Origin of the sequence: Pseudomonas brassicacearum (assembly GCF_003732265.1) — a bacterium.
Lineage (GTDB): Bacteria > Pseudomonadota > Gammaproteobacteria > Pseudomonadales > Pseudomonadaceae > Aquipseudomonas > Aquipseudomonas brassicacearum_D.
On sequence record NZ_MOBK01000005.1, the window covers coordinates 1 to 17,207 of the forward strand.

Consider the following 17,207-nt stretch of genomic DNA (forward strand, 5'->3'; position numbering starts at 1 on the left):
CGTCAAGATTAAATTCCGAAACCCCTATCTGCGTATGCAGGTAGGGGTTTTGTTTTGTCCGCGGGAAATCCGTCTTGTCGGGTTTCTATGCAACGGCTCGGGGCATGGCTATCATGCGGGCCTCATTGTGAGGCGAGACTTGCATGCTGACGTTGTTAAAGCTTCTTAAAGATGGCCGGTTCCATTCGGGCCAGACCCTGGGCGCTGCACTGGGGATCAGTCGTAGTGCGGTGTGGAAGCAGCTTCAGCATCTAGAGGCTGAGCTTGGCTTGTCAGTTCATAAGGTGCGCGGCCGCGGATATCAGCTGGCTGCACCGTTGACGCTACTGGATGCTGTCGCCATAACGGACGAGGCGCCTGCTTGTGGCTGGCCAATTTTGCTCTTCGACTCAATAGACTCTACCAACGCTGAAGCCTTGCGCGCTATCGAGCGCGGTCAGGCCGCACCATTTTTGGTGCTTGCCGAGCGCCAGACGGCCGGTCGCGGGCGGCGGGGGCGCAAATGGGTCAGCCCTTTCGCAGAAAACGTCTATTACAGCCTGGTGTTGCGCATTGACGGTGGGATGCGGCAGCTCGAGGGGTTGAGTCTCGTCGTCGGTCTTGCGGTCATGCAGACATTGCGAGCGCTCGGAGTTCCGGGGGTGGGGTTAAAATGGCCCAACGATGTTTTGGTGGGGCAGAAAAAGATCGCCGGGATATTGCTCGAATTGGTGGGTGATCCTGCGGATGTCTGCCACGTGGTGTTGGGTGTTGGAATTAACGTCAATATGCAGATGACTGAAGAGGTTGATCAGTTATGGACGTCAATGCGTCTTGAGTCGGGCAGGGCGTTTGATCGCAATCACTTGGTTTCGAAACTAGGCTTGGTGCTCCAGGAATACCTGGCTCGTCACCAGCTTGACGGATTTTCCTCTATTCAGTCGGAGTGGGAGCAAAACCATATTTGGCAGGGGCGGGCAGTGTCTTTGATTGCCGGCGTAAGCCAGATAGATGGTGAGGTGTTGGGTATCGACAGTCAGGGGGCTTTGCGCTTGAAAGTAAATGGCGTTGAAAAAGTCTTTAGTGGTGGTGAGCTCAGTCTGAGGTTGCGCGATGATTCTTGAGCTCGACTGTGGAAACAGTTTTATCAAATGGCGTGTGCTATGTGCAGATGTCAGGCGGGTGTTCCGTGAGGGTGTGGTTGATTCAGATGATGCTTTGTTGGAGGGTTTGAGCAAGCTAGATGGGCTCGCACTTAAGCATTGTCGGTTGGTCAGTGTTAGAACGACTGAAGAAACCGCCGCTTTAGCTTCTATATTGATGCAAGCTTTTGGTGTGTCGGTGGTATGCGCGACACCAGCTCGCGAAATGGCCGGGGTGCGCAACGGGTATGACGAGTTTGAGCGGCTGGGTCTCGATCGCTGGCTCGCAATGCTCGGAGGGTTTCATTTGGCTTCCGGCGCGTGCTTGGTGCTTGATTTCGGTACCGCTGTGACGGCCGACTTCATTGCTGCGGACGGGGAGCACCTCGGTGGCTTTATCTGCCCCGGGATGCCCTTAATGCGCAACCAGTTGCGAACCCATACTCGCAAAATTCGATACGGTGACTTGGCTGCCGAGCGAGCGCTCGAAAGTCTCGCTCCTGGTCGTACAACCGTCGAAGCGGTGGAGCGAGGGTGCTCTCTTATGCTGAGGGGGTTTGTCCTGACTCAGTTGGAGTTGGCGCGTAGTTACTGGGGGGATGAGTTTGTTGTGTTCCTTACCGGGGGCGATGCGCCGCTGGTTTCCGGAATCGTGCCCGAAGCCAGGCTGGTTCCAGACCTGATTTTTGTAGGTTTAGCGATGGCGTGTCCATTGTCCTGAGGTTTTTATGCGCTGGTTGTTCCTCTTGCTGCTCGTACTCAACGTCTTTTATTACATTTGGCATCAACAAGAGGCCCCGCTGCGGGCGAAAGATGTAACGCCTTTGAGCTTGTACCGGGGGGCGCAACAGGATATTCGCTTGTTAAGCGAGGCGGCTGATACGACTCGAGATAAAGGAAAACCCGCAGAGGCGGGTAATGGTTGTCTCTATTTGGGGGGCTTTGCTCGTCAGGAGACAGTCCTGGTGGCTGGGCGCCGACTGGGAGAGATAGGCGTCAAGTATCAGTCCTTGCCGAAAGATGCCGTCGAGTCGTCTGGTTATTGGGTGCGCGTCGCCCCCGAAAGCCAGCGTTTGTTGGATGATTTGCAGCTGTTAAACCTTTCTAAAGAATTCAATGAGTTAAAACATAAAATAATGCCGTGTGAGGGGGTTGCACCGGCTGAATAGTTTGCATAGAATGGCGCCCGCTTCGCAGTGAAGACCTTTAGCGGTCTGCAGTGCGAAAGCGGTGTCAACGCAGCTAACCTCAGGTTTTTAATGAGAAAAATGCTTGACAGAAGGCTGGCATGATGTAGAATGCCGGCTCGCTTAGGAGGGGTTCCCGAGCGGCCAAAGGGATCAGACTGTAAATCTGACGTCTACGACTTCGAAGGTTCGAATCCTTCCCCCTCCACCATTTTTAGCGAGAGCTGCAAGCTCCGCGGGTATAGTTTAGTGGTAGAACCTCAGCCTTCCAAGCTGATGATGCGGGTTCGATTCCCGCTACCCGCTCCAAGTTTGCAGATCCTGCAAAGTGTTACGCTCTTGTAGCTCAGTTGGTAGAGCACACCCTTGGTAAGGGTGAGGTCAGCGGTTCAAATCCGCTCAAGAGCTCCATATAACAAGGCAGATATGAAAATATCTGCCTTTGTTTTAATGGTTGATATTGCTTGCTCAATTCTTTTGTTGGGGGTTGTTTCGATGGCTAAGGAAAAGTTCGATCGTTCGCTGCCGCACGTTAACGTTGGTACTATCGGTCACGTTGACCATGGTAAGACTACGCTGACTGCAGCTCTGACTCGTGTTTGCTCCGAGGTTTTCGGTTCGGCCATCGTTGATTTCGATAAAATCGACAGCGCGCCAGAAGAAAAAGCTCGTGGTATCACCATCAACACCGCACACGTCGAGTACAACTCGAAGATCCGTCACTACGCTCACGTTGACTGCCCAGGTCACGCTGACTATGTGAAGAACATGATCACCGGTGCTGCCCAGATGGACGGCGCTATCCTGGTTTGCTCGGCCGCTGATGGTCCGATGCCGCAAACCCGTGAGCACATCCTGCTGTCCCGTCAGGTTGGCGTTCCGTACATCGTGGTTTTCCTGAACAAGGCTGACCTGGTAGACGACGCTGAGCTGCTGGAGCTGGTTGAGATGGAAGTGCGCGATCTTCTGAGCACTTACGACTTCCCAGGCGACGACACTCCGATCATCATCGGTTCGGCGCGTATGGCTCTGGAAGGTAAAGACGACAACGAAATGGGCACCACTGCCGTTCGTAAACTGGTTGAAACCCTGGACAGCTACATCCCAGAACCAGTTCGTCTGACCGACAAGCCGTTCCTGATGCCAATCGAAGACGTATTCTCGATCTCCGGTCGCGGTACTGTTGTGACTGGTCGTATCGAGCGCGGTATCGTTCGCGTTCAGGATCCACTAGAAATCGTTGGTCTGCGTGACACTACCGTCACCACCTGCACCGGTGTTGAAATGTTCCGCAAGCTGCTCGACGAAGGTCGTGCTGGCGAGAACTGCGGCGTGCTGCTGCGCGGCACCAAGCGTGACGACGTTGAGCGTGGCCAGGTTCTGGTTAAGCCGGGTTCGGTTAAGCCGCACACCAAGTTCACCGCAGAAGTTTACGTTCTGAGCAAGGAAGAAGGCGGCCGTCATACTCCGTTCTTCAAAGGCTACCGTCCACAGTTCTACTTCCGTACTACTGACGTGACCGGTAACTGCGAATTGCCAGAAGGCGTTGAAATGGTAATGCCAGGCGATAACATTCAGATGACTGTTACCCTGATCAAAACCATCGCGATGGAAGATGGCCTGCGTTTCGCTATCCGTGAAGGCGGTCGTACCGTCGGCGCTGGTGTCGTAGCCAAAATCATCGAGTAAATTGTTGTAATGTCTTTTTCGGGCCGGCATAATGGTCGGCCTGATTTTGTTTTAGGTCAGTAGCTCAATTGGCAGAGCGACGGTCTCCAAAACCGTAGGTTGGGGGTTCGATTCCCTCCTGACCTGCCAGATTCACTTGGTGTGTCTGGCTTTCTTTTCACAGGATCTTCATAGATGACTCCTAAAGCTGAAGCTCAAGGCTCTCGCTTCGATCTGCTCAAGTGGCTAGTAGTAGTCGCTTTGGTGGTTGTTGGCGTTGTTGGCAATCAGTATTACTCTGCTTCGCCGATCCTGTACCGCGTACTTGCACTGCTCGTCATTGCTGCTGTAGCTGCCTTTGTAGGCCTGCAGACAGTCAAGGGCAAGTCTTTCTTTGTACTGGTTAAGGAAGCTCGCACCGAGATTCGTAAAGTCGTATGGCCAACTCGCCAAGAAACCACGCAGACCACGTTGATTGTTGTGGCTGTTGTCCTGGTTATGGCGTTGCTGTTGTGGGGGCTTGATTCCCTCCTCGGCTGGCTTGTTTCCTTGATTGTCGGCTAAGGGTGTCCCGTGGCTAAGCGTTGGTACGTTGTGCATGCTTACTCCGGTTACGAGAAGCATGTCATGCGCTCGTTGGTAGAGCGCGTAAAGCTGGCTGGCATGGAAGATGGCTTCGGCGAAATTCTGGTTCCCACTGAAGAAGTGGTTGAAATGCGTAATGGCCAGAAGCGCAAAAGCGAACGCAAGTTCTTCCCAGGTTACGTGCTGGTACAGATGGATATGAACGAGGGTACTTGGCACTTGGTCAAGGATACACCTCGGGTGATGGGCTTCATTGGCGGTACTGCCGACAAGCCTGCGCCAATCACAGATAAAGAGGCAGAAGCAATTCTGCGTCGCGTTGCTGATGGTAGCGACAAGCCGAAGCCGAAGACATTGTTCGAGCCAGGTGAGTCGGTACGCGTCAATGACGGGCCGTTTGCTGATTTTACTGGCACGGTCGAAGAAGTTAACTACGAGAAGAGCCGGATCCAAGTGGCAGTGCTCATTTTCGGTCGCTCTACCCCGGTAGAGCTAGAGTTCAGCCAGGTCGAAAAAGTCTAGCTGGGCAAGCATCCCAACCCCGCAGCCCTAGGCTGTGGGGTTTTGTCGTCACTGGGATAAACGCGCAAGTAACCGGGGAGCCTTTCGAGGCGTTTGAACCCGTAATTGGAGTGCCTCATGGCCAAGAAAATTACCGCTTACATCAAGCTGCAAGTGAAGGCCGCTCAGGCTAACCCAAGCCCACCTGTTGGTCCTGCTCTGGGTCAGCACGGCGTGAACATCATGGAATTCTGCAAGGCCTTCAACGCCCGTACTCAGGGTCTTGAGCCAGGTCTGCCGACTCCAGTGATCATCACTGTCTACAGCGACCGTAGCTTCACTTTTGAAACCAAGTCCACCCCTGCTTCGGTTCTGCTGAAGAAGGCTGCTGGTCTGACTAGCGGCTCCGCTCGTCCGAACACCGTTAAGGTTGGCACCGTGACCCGTGCTCAGCTGGAAGAAATCGCGAAAACCAAAAACGCGGATCTGACTGCAGCTGATATGGATGCAGCCGTGCGTACTATCGCCGGTTCTGCTCGTAGCATGGGCCTTAACGTGGAGGGTGTGTAATGGCTAAGTTGACCAAGCGTCAAAAGGCTATCGCCGGCAAAATCGAAGCAGGCAAGTCCTACAACTTTGTAGACGCTGCTGCTCTGCTGGCTGAGCTGTCGACTGTCAAGTTCAGCGAGTCGTTCGACGTTGCTGTTAACCTGGGTGTTGACCCGCGTAAATCTGACCAGGTTGTTCGTAGCGCTACTGTGCTGCCACACGGCACTGGCAAGACCGTTCGCGTTGCTGTGTTCACCCAGGGTCCAGCTGCTGAGGCCGCTCTGGCTGCCGGCGCTGACCGTGTAGGTATGGACGACCTGGCTGCCGAAATGAAAGGCGGCGACCTGAACTATGACGTAGTTATCGCATCCCCGGATGCAATGCGCGTTGTTGGTCAGTTGGGTCAGATCCTTGGTCCACGCGGCCTGATGCCTAACCCTAAAGTCGGCACCGTAACTCCAGACGTAGCTACCGCGGTTAAAAACGCCAAGGCTGGTCAGGTTCGTTATCGCACCGACAAAAACGGCATCATCCACACTTCCGTTGGCAAGATCGGCTTCGAAGCCGTCAAGCTGAAGGAAAACGTTGAAGCCCTGATCGCTGATCTGAAGCGTATCAAGCCAGCTTCCTCGAAAGGCATTTACGTCAAGCGCGTTACCCTGAGCACCACTATGGGCCCAGGTCTGGTCATCGACCAAAGCTCGCTCGACGCGTAAGACAAAGGTTGGCGCGAGCGATCGCGCCAATTGAAAGATTGGGGTCCCTGCCTGGCGGGGGCTATCCAAGACCGTAGGCGACGCAAGTCTTAAACCTCAAGCCTACGCAGATGGTGCTCCCGGTTCCTTACCGAATCAGACACCAAAACGACATCCGGCTTCGGCCAGATGAAACGGTAACAAGCAGGAGTTAAACCCGTGGCAATTAATCTCGAAGACAAGAAGGCCATCGTCGCTGAAGTCAACGAGGCTGCCAAAGTCGCTCTGTCCGCTGTCGTGGCTGATGCCCGTGGCGTAACAGTAGGCGCGATGACCGGACTCCGTAAAGAGGCTCGTGAAGCTGGCGTTTATGTACGTGTTGTACGTAACACCCTGCTCAAGCGCGCTGTTGCTGACACTGAATACAGTGTCCTCAACGACGTGTTCACCGGCCCGACTCTGATCGCGTTCTCCAAGGATCATCCAGGCGCTGCTGCCCGTTTGTTCAAGGAATTCGCCAAGAGTCAGGATAAGTTCGAGATCAAGGCAGCTGCGTTCGAGGGCAAGTTCCTCGCAGCTAACCAAATCGACGTACTGGCAACACTGCCGACCCGTGACGAAGCAATTTCTCAGCTGATGAGCGTGATTCAAGGCGCTACCAGCAAGTTGGCTCGTATTCTGGCTGCAGTTCGCGAGCAAAAAGAAGCTGCTGCAGCCTAAGGCTGAGCATCTCCTCTCGCGTATTTTTGTTTATTTCGATGGCCGCGTAGGCCGTCCCCCAATTCAGGAAATACAGTAATGTCTATCTCCCAAGAAGATATCCTCAACGCCGTAGCTGAAATGTCGGTTCTGCAGGTTGTTGAGCTGATCAAAGCTTTCGAAGAAAAATTCGGCGTTTCCGCTGCTGCTGCATCGGCTGGTCCAGCTGCTGCTGCCGCTGTTGTTGAAGAGCAAACCGAATTCAACGTCATGCTGCTGGAAGCTGGCGAGAAGAAAGTTAACGTGATCAAGGCAGTACGTGAACTGACCGGTCTGGGCCTGAAAGAAGCCAAGGCTGTAGTTGACGGCGCTCCTGCCATGGTTCTGGAAGCCGTTTCGAAAGATGCCGGTGACAAAGCCAAAGCTACTCTGGAAGAAGCAGGCGCTAAAGTCGAGCTGAAGTAAGCATCGACTTTGCTCCTCCAGCCCGAGCGTAAAGCGAAAGGCTGATGGCTGGTGGCTCTTGCCACCGGCCTTTTTCCGTTATTGGCAGCCGACTGGGTCGGTGCTGATAACGAGCTGTAACCACCCGATGTGGTGGCGCAAACCATGGGGTTTGCACGATTTTCTGGCTGCTCCCGTCGGGAGGGGCCAAACAAGCAGGTGACCAAGCTGGGGAACGCTGATGGCTTACTCATATACTGAGAAAAAACGTATCCGCAAGGACTTTAGCAAGTTGCCGGACGTCATGGATGTGCCGTACCTCCTGGCCATCCAGCTGGATTCGTATCGTGAATTCTTGCAAGCGGGAGCGACTAAAGATCAGTTCCGCGACGTGGGCCTGCATGCGGCCTTCAAATCCGTTTTCCCGATCATCAGCTACTCCGGCAATGCTGCGCTGGAGTACGTCGGTTATCGCCTGGGCGAACCGGCATTTGATGTCAAAGAATGCGTATTGCGCGGTGTAACTTACGCCGTACCTTTGCGGGTAAAAGTGCGCCTGATCATTTTCGACAAAGAATCGTCGAACAAAGCGATCAAGGACATTAAAGAGCAAGAAGTCTACATGGGTGAAATCCCCCTGATGACTGAGAACGGTACCTTCGTAATCAACGGTACCGAGCGTGTAATCGTTTCCCAGCTGCACCGTTCCCCGGGCGTGTTCTTCGACCACGACCGTGGCAAGACGCACAGCTCCGGCAAACTGCTGTACTCCGCGCGCATCATTCCTTACCGTGGTTCGTGGTTGGACTTCGAGTTCGATCCGAAAGACTGCGTGTTTGTGCGTATCGACCGTCGTCGCAAGCTGCCTGCATCGGTATTGCTGCGCGCGCTGGGCTATACCACTGAAGAAGTGCTGGACGCGTTCTACACCACCAACGTTTTCCACCTGAGCGGCGAAACCCTCAGTCTGGAACTGATTGCTTCGCGTCTGCGTGGTGAAATCGCTGTTCTTGATATTCAGGACGAGAAGGGCAAGGTCATTGTTGAGGCTGGTCGCCGTATTACTGCGCGCCACATCAACCAGATCGAAAAAGCCGGTCTCAAGACCCTGGAAGTGCCTCTGGACTACGTCCTGGGCCGCACTACCGCCAAGGCCATCGTGCATCCGGCAACCGGCGAGATCCTGGCAGAGTGCAACACCGAGCTGAACACCGAGATCCTGGCCAAAATCGCCAAGGCTCAGGTTGTTCGCATCGAAACTCTGTACACCAACGATATCGACTGCGGTCCGTTCGTCTCCGACACACTGAAGATCGACTCCACCAGCAACCAATTGGAAGCGCTGGTCGAGATCTATCGCATGATGCGTCCAGGCGAGCCGCCAACCAAAGACGCCGCCGAGACTCTGTTCAACAACCTGTTCTTCAGCCCTGAGCGCTATGACCTGTCTGCGGTCGGCCGGATGAAGTTCAACCGTCGTATCGGTCGTACCGAGATCGAAGGTTCGGGTGTGCTGTGCAAAGAAGACATCGTCGCGGTACTGAAGACTCTGGTCGACATCCGTAACGGCAAAGGCATCGTCGATGACATCGACCACTTGGGTAACCGTCGTGTTCGCTGCGTAGGCGAAATGGCCGAGAACCAGTTCCGCGTTGGCCTGGTACGTGTTGAGCGTGCGGTCAAAGAGCGTCTGTCGATGGCTGAAAGCGAAGGCCTGATGCCGCAAGACCTGATCAACGCCAAGCCAGTGGCTGCGGCGGTGAAAGAGTTCTTCGGTTCCAGCCAGCTGTCCCAGTTCATGGACCAGAACAACCCGCTGTCCGAGATCACCCACAAGCGCCGTGTTTCTGCACTCGGCCCTGGCGGTTTGACTCGTGAGCGTGCTGGCTTTGAAGTGCGTGACGTACACCCGACTCACTACGGTCGTGTATGCCCGATTGAAACGCCGGAAGGGCCGAACATCGGTCTGATCAACTCCCTGGCCGCTTATGCTCGCACTAACCAGTACGGCTTCCTCGAGAGCCCGTACCGTGTGGTGAAAGACGCTCTGGTCACCGACGAGATCGTGTTCCTGTCCGCCATCGAAGAAGCTGATCACGTGATCGCTCAGGCTTCGGCCACGATGAACGACAAGAAAGTCCTGATCGACGAACTGGTAGCTGTTCGTCACTTGAACGAGTTCACCGTCAAGGCGCCGGAAGACGTCACCTTGATGGACGTATCGCCGAAGCAGGTAGTTTCGGTTGCTGCGTCGCTGATCCCGTTCCTCGAGCACGACGACGCCAACCGTGCGTTGATGGGTTCGAACATGCAGCGTCAAGCTGTACCAACCCTGCGCGCTGACAAGCCGCTGGTCGGTACCGGCATGGAGCGTAACGTAGCCCGTGACTCCGGCGTTTGCGTCGTGGCTCGTCGTGGCGGCGTTATCGATTCCGTCGACGCCAGCCGTATCGTGGTTCGAGTTGCTGATGATGAAGTTGAAACCGGTGAAGCTGGTGTCGACATCTACAACCTGACCAAGTACACCCGCTCCAACCAGAACACCTGCATCAACCAGCGTCCGCTGGTACGTAAAGGTGATCGGGTTCAGCGCAGCGACATCATGGCTGACGGTCCGTCCACCGACATGGGTGAACTGGCTCTGGGTCAGAACATGCGCATCGCGTTCATGGCATGGAACGGCTTCAACTTCGAAGACTCCATCTGCCTGTCCGAGCGTGTGGTTCAGGAAGATCGCTTCACCACGATCCACATTCAGGAACTGACCTGTGTGGCACGTGACACCAAGCTTGGGCCAGAGGAAATCACTGCAGACATCCCGAACGTGGGTGAAGCTGCACTGAACAAACTGGACGAAGCGGGTATCGTTTACGTGGGTGCTGAAGTTGGCGCAGGCGACATTCTGGTCGGTAAGGTCACTCCGAAAGGCGAGACCCAACTGACTCCGGAAGAGAAGCTGTTGCGTGCCATCTTCGGTGAAAAAGCCAGCGACGTTAAAGACACCTCCCTGCGCGTGCCTACCGGCACCAAGGGTACCGTCATCGACGTACAGGTCTTCACCCGTGACGGCGTTGAGCGTGATGCTCGTGCACTGTCGATCGAGAAGACTCAACTCGACGAGATCCGCAAGGATCTGAACGAAGAGTTCCGTATCGTTGAAGGCGCAACTTTCGAACGTCTGCGTTCCGCTCTGGTCGGCCACAAAGCCGAAGGCGGCGCCGGTCTGAAGAAAGGTCAGGACATCACCGACGAAGTTCTCGACGGTCTTGAGCATGGTCAGTGGTTCAAACTGCGCATGGCTGAAGATGCTCTGAACGAGCAGCTCGAGAAGGCTCAGGCCTACATCGTTGATCGCCGCCGTCTGCTGGACGACAAGTTCGAAGACAAGAAGCGCAAACTGCAGCAGGGCGATGACCTGGCTCCAGGCGTGCTGAAAATCGTCAAGGTTTACCTGGCAATCCGTCGCCGCATCCAGCCGGGCGACAAGATGGCCGGTCGTCACGGTAACAAAGGTGTGGTCTCCGTGATCATGCCGGTTGAAGACATGCCGCACGATGCCAATGGCACCCCGGTCGATGTTGTCCTCAACCCGTTGGGCGTACCTTCGCGTATGAACGTTGGTCAGATCCTTGAAACCCACCTCGGCCTCGCGGCCAAAGGTCTGGGCGAGAAGATCAACCGGATGATCGAAGAGCAGCGCAAAGTGGCTGAGCTTCGTACCTTCCTGGACGAGATCTACAACCAGATCGGCGGTCGTAACGAAGATCTGGATAGCTTCTCCGACCAGGAAATCCTGGATCTGGCGAAGAACCTGCGTGGCGGTGTTCCAATGGCCACTCCAGTGTTCGACGGCGCCAAGGAAAGCGAAATCAAGGCCATGCTGAAACTGGCAGACCTGCCAGAAAGCGGCCAGATGCAGCTGACCGACGGCCGTACCGGCAACAAGTTCGAGCGCCCGGTTACTGTTGGCTACATGTACATGCTGAAGCTGAACCACTTGGTAGACGACAAGATGCACGCTCGTTCTACCGGTTCGTACAGCCTGGTTACCCAGCAGCCGCTGGGTGGTAAGGCGCAGTTCGGTGGTCAGCGTTTCGGGGAGATGGAGGTCTGGGCACTGGAAGCTTACGGTGCCGCTTACACTCTGCAAGAAATGCTCACAGTGAAGTCGGACGATGTGAACGGCCGTACCAAGATGTACAAAAACATCGTGGATGGCGATCACCGTATGGAGCCGGGCATGCCCGAGTCTTTCAACGTGTTGATCAAGGAAATTCGTTCCCTCGGCATCGATATCGATCTGGAAACCGAATAACACGTGACGCGAATCGAGAGCGGGGCAGGATTGCCCGCTCTCTGCTCCGCCAGGAGGAAAGGCCTTGAAAGACCTACTGAATTTGCTGAAAAACCAGGGTCAAGTCGAAGAGTTCGACGCCATCCGTATTGGATTGGCATCGCCTGAGATGATCCGTTCGTGGTCGTTCGGTGAAGTTAAAAAGCCGGAAACCATCAACTACCGTACGTTCAAACCTGAACGTGACGGCCTGTTCTGCGCCAAGATCTTTGGCCCGGTAAAGGATTACGAGTGCCTGTGCGGTAAGTACAAGCGCTTGAAGCACCGTGGTGTGATCTGCGAGAAGTGCGGCGTTGAAGTCGCGCTGGCTAAAGTTCGTCGTGAGCGCATGGCGCACATCGAACTGGCCTCGCCAGTTGCCCACATCTGGTTCCTGAAATCGCTGCCGTCGCGTATCGGCTTGCTGATGGACATGACCCTGCGTGATATCGAACGAGTTCTCTACTTCGAGAGCTATGTCGTTATCGATCCAGGCATGACCACCCTTGAAAAAGGTCAGCTGCTCAACGACGAGCAGTACTTCGAAGCGCTGGAAGAGTTCGGCGACGATTTCGATGCCCGCATGGGTGCCGAAGCTGTCCGCGAACTGCTGCACGCTATCGACCTGGAACACGAGATTGGCCGTCTGCGTGAAGAAATTCCGCAAACCAACTCCGAAACCAAAATCAAGAAGCTGTCCAAGCGTCTGAAGCTGATGGAAGCCTTCCAGGGTTCCGGCAACCTTCCAGAATGGATGGTGCTGACCGTTCTGCCGGTTCTGCCGCCAGATCTGCGTCCACTGGTCCCGCTGGATGGCGGTCGCTTCGCGACTTCCGACCTCAACGATCTGTATCGTCGAGTGATCAACCGTAACAACCGCTTGAAGCGCCTGCTTGATCTGTCCGCTCCGGACATCATCGTGCGCAACGAAAAGCGTATGTTGCAGGAAGCCGTCGACGCACTGCTCGACAACGGTCGTCGTGGCCGCGCTATCACCGGTTCCAACAAGCGTCCTCTGAAATCCCTGGCTGACATGATCAAGGGTAAGCAAGGTCGTTTCCGTCAGAACTTGCTCGGTAAGCGTGTTGACTACTCCGGTCGTTCGGTAATTACCGTAGGTCCGACCCTGCGTCTGCACCAGTGCGGTCTGCCGAAGAAGATGGCTCTCGAGCTGTTCAAGCCGTTCATTTTCGGCAAGCTGGAAATGCGTGGTCTCGCGACCACCATCAAAGCTGCCAAGAAGATGGTCGAGCGCGAGCTGCCGGAAGTTTGGGACGTTCTCGCTGAAGTGATTCGCGAACACCCGGTTCTCCTCAACCGTGCACCGACCCTTCACCGTCTGGGTATCCAGGCGTTTGAACCGGTACTGATCGAAGGTAAGGCTATCCAGCTGCACCCTCTGGTCTGTGCTGCGTACAACGCCGACTTCGACGGCGACCAAATGGCCGTGCACGTACCGCTGACACTGGAAGCCCAGTTGGAAGCGCGTGCGTTGATGATGTCGACCAACAACATTCTGTCGCCAGCCAACGGTGAGCCAATCATCGTTCCTTCGCAGGACGTTGTATTGGGTCTGTACTACATGACTCGTGAAGCGATCAACGCCAAGGGCGAAGGTCGTGTGTTCGCGGATCTGCAAGAAGTTGACCGTGTGTTCCGTGCCGGCGAAGCCGCACTGCACGCTAAAGTCAAAGTGCGGATCAACGAAACCGTCAACGATCGTGATGGTGGCAGCGTCAAGAACACCCGTATCGTCGACACTACCGTCGGCCGTGCGCTGCTGTTCCAGGTTGTTCCACCTGGCCTGTCGTACGACGTCGTCAACCAGCCGATGAAGAAAAAGGCGATCTCCAAGCTGATCAACCAGTGCTACCGCGTGGTTGGTTTGAAAGAGACCGTGATCTTCGCTGACCAGTTGATGTACACCGGTTTTGCTTATTCGACCATCTCCGGCGTTTCCATCGGTGTTAACGACTTCGTTATCCCCGATGAAAAAGCCCGCATCATCGGTGCTGCTACCGACGAAGTGAAAGAGATCGAAAGTCAGTACGCCTCCGGCCTGGTAACCCAGGGCGAGAAGTACAACAAAGTGATCGACCTTTGGTCCAAGGCGAACGACGAAGTTTCCAAGGCGATGATGGCCAACCTCTCGAAAGAGAAAGTCATCGACCGTCATGGCGTCGAAGTCGACCAGGAATCTTTCAACTCGATGTACATGATGGCCGACTCGGGCGCACGGGGTTCTGCTGCGCAGATCCGTCAGCTCGCCGGTATGCGTGGCTTGATGGCCAAGCCGGACGGTTCCATCATTGAAACGCCGATTACTGCGAACTTCCGTGAAGGTTTGAGCGTACTTCAGTACTTCATCTCCACTCACGGTGCTCGTAAAGGTTTGGCGGATACCGCGTTGAAAACTGCGAACTCCGGTTACCTGACTCGTCGTCTGGTAGACGTGGCGCAGGATCTGGTAGTAACCGAGATCGATTGCGGCACCGAACATGGCCTGGTAATGACTCCGCACATTGAAGGCGGTGACGTTGTTGAGCCGTTGGGTGAGCGCGTATTGGGTCGTGTTATTGCCCGTGACGTGTTCAAGCCAGGTACCGAAGAAATCATCGTTCCTGCCGGTACGCTGGTAGACGAGAAGTGGGTCGAGTTCATCGAGCTGAACAGCATCGACGAAGTGATCGTGCGTTCGCCGATCAGCTGCGAAACCCGCTACGGCATTTGCGCCAAGTGCTACGGCCGTGATCTGGCCCGTGGTCACCAGGTGAACATCGGTGAAGCGGTCGGCGTTATCGCTGCCCAGTCCATCGGTGAGCCGGGTACCCAGCTGACCATGCGTACGTTCCACATCGGTGGTGCGGCAAGCCGGACCTCTGCAGCTGATAGCGTTCAGGTGAAGAATGGCGGTACCGTCCGTCTGCATAACCTGAAACACGTTGAGCGAGTGGATGGTTGCCTGGTTGCTGTGTCCCGTTCTGGTGAGCTGGCGATCGCTGATGACTTCGGTCGTGAGCGCGAGCGTTACAAGCTGCCGTACGGTGCTGTGATTTCGGTTAAAGAAGGTGACAAGGTCGACGCTGGCGCAATCGTGGCCAAGTGGGATCCGCACACTCACCCAATCGTTACCGAAATGAAAGGTACCGTGACCTACGTGGGCATGGAAGAAGGCATCACGATCAAGCGTCAGACTGACGAATTGACCGGTATGACCAACATTGAAGTACTCGACGCCAAAGACCGTCCAGCTGCCGGTAAAGATATCCGTCCTGCTGTGAAGATGGTTGATGACAACGGCAAGGATCTCTTGCTGCCGGGTACCGACGTAATTGCTCAGTACTTCCTGCCTGCTAACGCCCTGGTCGGTGTAGCGGACGGTGCGAAAATCGCGATCGGTGATGTTATCGCTCGTATTCCGCAAGAGACTTCGAAGACCCGTGACATCACCGGTGGTCTGCCGCGTGTTGCCGACTTGTTCGAAGCCCGTCGTCCGAAAGAAGCCTCGATTCTGGCTGAAGTCAGCGGCACCATCGCGTTCGGTAAAGAGACCAAAGGCAAGCGCCGTCTGGTTATTACCCCGAACGACGGTAGCGATCCGTACGAAGAGCTGATTCCGAAGTGGCGTCACCTGAACGTCTTCGAAGGCGAACAGGTAAACCGCGGCGAAGTTATCTCCGACGGTCCAAGCGATCCACACGACATCTTGCGTCTGCTGGGTGTGAGTGCGCTGGCCAAGTACATCGTGAACGAGATCCAGGACGTTTATCGTCTGCAAGGCGTGAAGATCAACGACAAGCACATCGAGACCATCCTGCGTCAGATGCTGCGTAAAGTTGAAATCGCTGAATCCGGCGATTCCAGTTTCATCAAGGGCGACCAGATGGAATTGACTCACGTTCTGGTAGAGAACGAGCGTCTGGCTGGCGACGAGAAATTCGTTTCCAAGTTCACTCGCGTGCTGTTGGGTATCACCAAGGCGTCGTTGTCCACCGAATCGTTCATCTCGGCGGCTTCCTTCCAGGAAACCACTCGCGTACTGACCGAAGCGGCGGTAACCGGCAAGCGCGATTACCTGCGCGGCCTGAAAGAAAACGTGGTCGTGGGTCGTCTGATCCCGGCTGGTACCGGTCTGGCTTATCACAGCGAGCGCAAGCGTCGCCGTGATGCTGACAAACCGTTGCGCGTAAGCGCCAGTGAAGTGGAAGCTGCACTGACCGAAGCGCTGAACTCTAGCGGTAACTGAGTTCTGCGATAAATGAGCGTAAGGCCCTGGCTGCTCCGTTCATCGAATCGAGACAATTTGTCGAGGTTGGATGGGTGGGGAGGTCGGGGCCTTGCCTTGACTGGGGACAAGATCCTCTTTAGACTCTTGTACCCCTAAATTTGGCGGGAATTCGTTCCTGCCATTTTGCTTTTCTTGCAAGACAATAGCGTCGCAAGACAACAGTGGAGCTAGTAGATGGCAACTATCAACCAGCTGGTACGTCAGCCGCGTAAGCGTATCGTCGAGAAATCCGACGTACCTGCGCTGCAGAACTGCCCGCAACGTCGTGGCGTATGCACCCGTGTGTATACCACCACGCCGAAAAAACCTAACTCGGCACTGCGTAAAGTATGCCGTGTGCGTCTGACCAACGGTTTCGAGGTTTCCTCGTACATCGGCGGTGAAGGCCACAACCTGCAAGAGCACAGCGTGGTACTGATCCGCGGCGGTCGTGTAAAAGACTTGCCAGGTGTTCGTTACCACACCGTACGCGGTTCTTTGGATACTTCCGGCGTTAAAGGTCGTAACCAGGGTCGTTCGAAGTACGGTACCAAGAAGCCTAAGTAGTAGCGGCTTTTTGTAAAAACTGATTTTCTATTTTTCTGAGTCGATAAGAGTAAGGTCGGAGGCGTCCCGCAAGGGCACCGATTCCGAGCGAACCTGAAGACCGTTTGAGGGCTTATCCATGCCAAGAAGACGCGTAGCAGCCAAGCGCGAAGTGCTTGACGATCCAAAGTACGGCAGCCAGATCCTGGCCAAGTTCATGAACCACGTTATGGAAAGCGGCAAGAAAGCCGTTGCCGAGCGTATCGTTTATGGCGCGCTGGAAAAAGTTAAAGAACGCAAGAACAGCGATCCCCTGGAAATCTTCGAGAAAGCTCTCGACGCCATCGCTCCGCTGGTCGAAGTAAAGTCGCGCCGTGTAGGCGGTGCTACTTACCAGGTTCCGGTCGAAGTTCGTCCGTCCCGTCGTAACGCTCTGGCAATGCGCTGGTTGGTAGACTTCGCCCGCAAGCGCGGCGAGAAGTCTATGGCTCTGCGTTTGGCTGGCGAACTGTTGGACGCCGCTGAAGGTAAAGGTGCTGCAGTTAAGAAGCGTGAAGACGTGCACCGTATGGCTGAAGCCAACAAGGCTTTCTCGCACTACCGCTTCTAATT

14 protein-coding genes and 4 tRNA genes are annotated in these 17,207 nt (G+C 55.2%); all 18 read left to right on the forward strand.

What is annotated here, in order from left to right; all coding sequences use genetic code 11:
* Nucleotides 1-143 precede the first annotated feature (143 nt).
* The 18 genes from birA (at nucleotide 144) to rpsG (ending at nucleotide 17,205) form a co-directional block, all read left to right on the forward strand.
* Entirely contained in the window at nucleotides 144-1,103 is a 960-nt protein-coding gene (gene birA, locus BK660_RS11005; protein WP_123433342.1) for a bifunctional biotin--[acetyl-CoA-carboxylase] ligase/biotin operon repressor BirA, read from the forward strand.
* On the forward strand, nucleotides 1,093-1,842 hold the full coding sequence (locus BK660_RS11010; RefSeq protein ID WP_123433343.1) for a pantothenate kinase: 750 nt from the start codon (nucleotides 1,093-1,095) through the stop codon (nucleotides 1,840-1,842). Before birA ends, BK660_RS11010 begins: the two co-directional genes overlap by 11 nt.
* A gap of 7 nt (nucleotides 1,843-1,849) precedes the next feature.
* Entirely contained in the window at nucleotides 1,850-2,290 is a 441-nt protein-coding gene (locus tag BK660_RS11015) for a hypothetical protein (RefSeq protein ID WP_123433344.1), read from the forward strand.
* A 144-nt stretch (nucleotides 2,291-2,434) separates the two neighbouring features.
* A tRNA-Tyr gene (locus BK660_RS11020) sits at nucleotides 2,435-2,519 on the forward strand.
* A 24-nt stretch (nucleotides 2,520-2,543) separates the two neighbouring features.
* Nucleotides 2,544-2,617 (forward strand) — tRNA-Gly (locus BK660_RS11025).
* Between the two features lie 26 nt (nucleotides 2,618-2,643).
* Nucleotides 2,644-2,719, forward strand: a tRNA-Thr gene (locus BK660_RS11030).
* Nucleotides 2,720-2,803: 84 nt separating this feature from the next.
* Nucleotides 2,804-3,997, forward strand: a complete 1,194-nt coding sequence (gene tuf / locus BK660_RS11035; RefSeq protein ID WP_027924378.1) for an elongation factor Tu — start codon at nucleotides 2,804-2,806, stop codon at nucleotides 3,995-3,997.
* A gap of 53 nt (nucleotides 3,998-4,050) precedes the next feature.
* A tRNA-Trp gene (locus tag BK660_RS11040) sits at nucleotides 4,051-4,126 on the forward strand.
* Nucleotides 4,127-4,171: 45 nt separating this feature from the next.
* Complete coding sequence (gene secE, locus BK660_RS11045; RefSeq protein WP_007896620.1) at nucleotides 4,172-4,540, forward strand: preprotein translocase subunit SecE; 369 nt, start codon at nucleotides 4,172-4,174, stop codon at nucleotides 4,538-4,540.
* Between the two features lie 9 nt (nucleotides 4,541-4,549).
* Nucleotides 4,550-5,083, forward strand: coding sequence for a transcription termination/antitermination protein NusG (gene nusG / locus BK660_RS11050; RefSeq protein WP_007896622.1), 534 nt, complete (start codon nucleotides 4,550-4,552; stop codon nucleotides 5,081-5,083).
* 117 nt (nucleotides 5,084-5,200) lie between these two features.
* Entirely contained in the window at nucleotides 5,201-5,632 is a 432-nt protein-coding gene (rplK, locus tag BK660_RS11055; protein ID WP_003176435.1) for a 50S ribosomal protein L11, read from the forward strand.
* Nucleotides 5,632-6,327, forward strand: coding sequence for a 50S ribosomal protein L1 (gene rplA / locus BK660_RS11060; protein WP_123433345.1), 696 nt, complete (start codon nucleotides 5,632-5,634; stop codon nucleotides 6,325-6,327). The genes rplK and rplA overlap by 1 nt, the downstream gene beginning before the upstream one ends.
* Nucleotides 6,328-6,525: 198 nt before the next feature.
* The gene (gene rplJ, locus BK660_RS11065; protein WP_007946141.1) at nucleotides 6,526-7,026 is read left to right on the forward strand and encodes a 50S ribosomal protein L10; all 501 of its coding nucleotides are present in this window, start codon (nucleotides 6,526-6,528) and stop codon (nucleotides 7,024-7,026) included.
* A 78-nt stretch (nucleotides 7,027-7,104) separates the two neighbouring features.
* Complete coding sequence (rplL, locus tag BK660_RS11070; protein ID WP_007946140.1) at nucleotides 7,105-7,470, forward strand: 50S ribosomal protein L7/L12; 366 nt, start codon at nucleotides 7,105-7,107, stop codon at nucleotides 7,468-7,470.
* Between the two features lie 220 nt (nucleotides 7,471-7,690).
* Nucleotides 7,691-11,764, forward strand: a complete 4,074-nt coding sequence (gene rpoB / locus BK660_RS11075) for a DNA-directed RNA polymerase subunit beta (protein WP_007946139.1) — start codon at nucleotides 7,691-7,693, stop codon at nucleotides 11,762-11,764.
* A 64-nt stretch (nucleotides 11,765-11,828) separates the two neighbouring features.
* A complete protein-coding gene (gene rpoC / locus BK660_RS11080) occupies nucleotides 11,829-16,028 on the forward strand; it encodes a DNA-directed RNA polymerase subunit beta' (protein WP_007896632.1) in 4,200 nt (1,399 codons plus the stop codon).
* A 216-nt stretch (nucleotides 16,029-16,244) separates the two neighbouring features.
* Nucleotides 16,245-16,616: a 30S ribosomal protein S12 gene (gene rpsL / locus BK660_RS11085; RefSeq protein WP_002555494.1), complete on the forward strand. Its 372-nt coding sequence runs from the start codon at nucleotides 16,245-16,247 to the stop codon at nucleotides 16,614-16,616.
* 118 nt (nucleotides 16,617-16,734) lie between these two features.
* Nucleotides 16,735-17,205, forward strand: coding sequence for a 30S ribosomal protein S7 (rpsG, locus tag BK660_RS11090; protein WP_002555493.1), 471 nt, complete (start codon nucleotides 16,735-16,737; stop codon nucleotides 17,203-17,205).
* Nucleotides 17,206-17,207 lie beyond the last annotated feature (2 nt).

Excerpts from the sequence above, each read along its gene's own strand:
- BK660_RS11015 (WP_123433344.1), top strand. The coding sequence starts at position 1,850 with ATGCGCTGGTTGTTCCTCTTGCTGCTCGTACTCAACGTCTTTTATTAC.
- rplA (WP_123433345.1), top strand. The coding sequence starts at position 5,632 with ATGGCTAAGTTGACCAAGCGTCAAAAGGCTATCGCCGGCAAAATCGAA.
- secE (WP_007896620.1), top strand. The coding sequence starts at position 4,172 with ATGACTCCTAAAGCTGAAGCTCAAGGCTCTCGCTTCGATCTGCTCAAG.
- rpoB (WP_007946139.1), top strand. The coding sequence starts at position 7,691 with ATGGCTTACTCATATACTGAGAAAAAACGTATCCGCAAGGACTTTAGC.
- rplK (WP_003176435.1), top strand. The coding sequence starts at position 5,201 with ATGGCCAAGAAAATTACCGCTTACATCAAGCTGCAAGTGAAGGCCGCT.
- rplL (WP_007946140.1), top strand. The coding sequence starts at position 7,105 with ATGTCTATCTCCCAAGAAGATATCCTCAACGCCGTAGCTGAAATGTCG.
- rpsL (WP_002555494.1), top strand. The coding sequence starts at position 16,245 with ATGGCAACTATCAACCAGCTGGTACGTCAGCCGCGTAAGCGTATCGTC.
- BK660_RS11010 (WP_123433343.1), top strand. The coding sequence starts at position 1,093 with ATGATTCTTGAGCTCGACTGTGGAAACAGTTTTATCAAATGGCGTGTG.
- rpsG (WP_002555493.1), top strand. The coding sequence starts at position 16,735 with ATGCCAAGAAGACGCGTAGCAGCCAAGCGCGAAGTGCTTGACGATCCA.
- birA (WP_123433342.1), top strand. The coding sequence starts at position 144 with ATGCTGACGTTGTTAAAGCTTCTTAAAGATGGCCGGTTCCATTCGGGC.
- tuf (WP_027924378.1), top strand. The coding sequence starts at position 2,804 with ATGGCTAAGGAAAAGTTCGATCGTTCGCTGCCGCACGTTAACGTTGGT.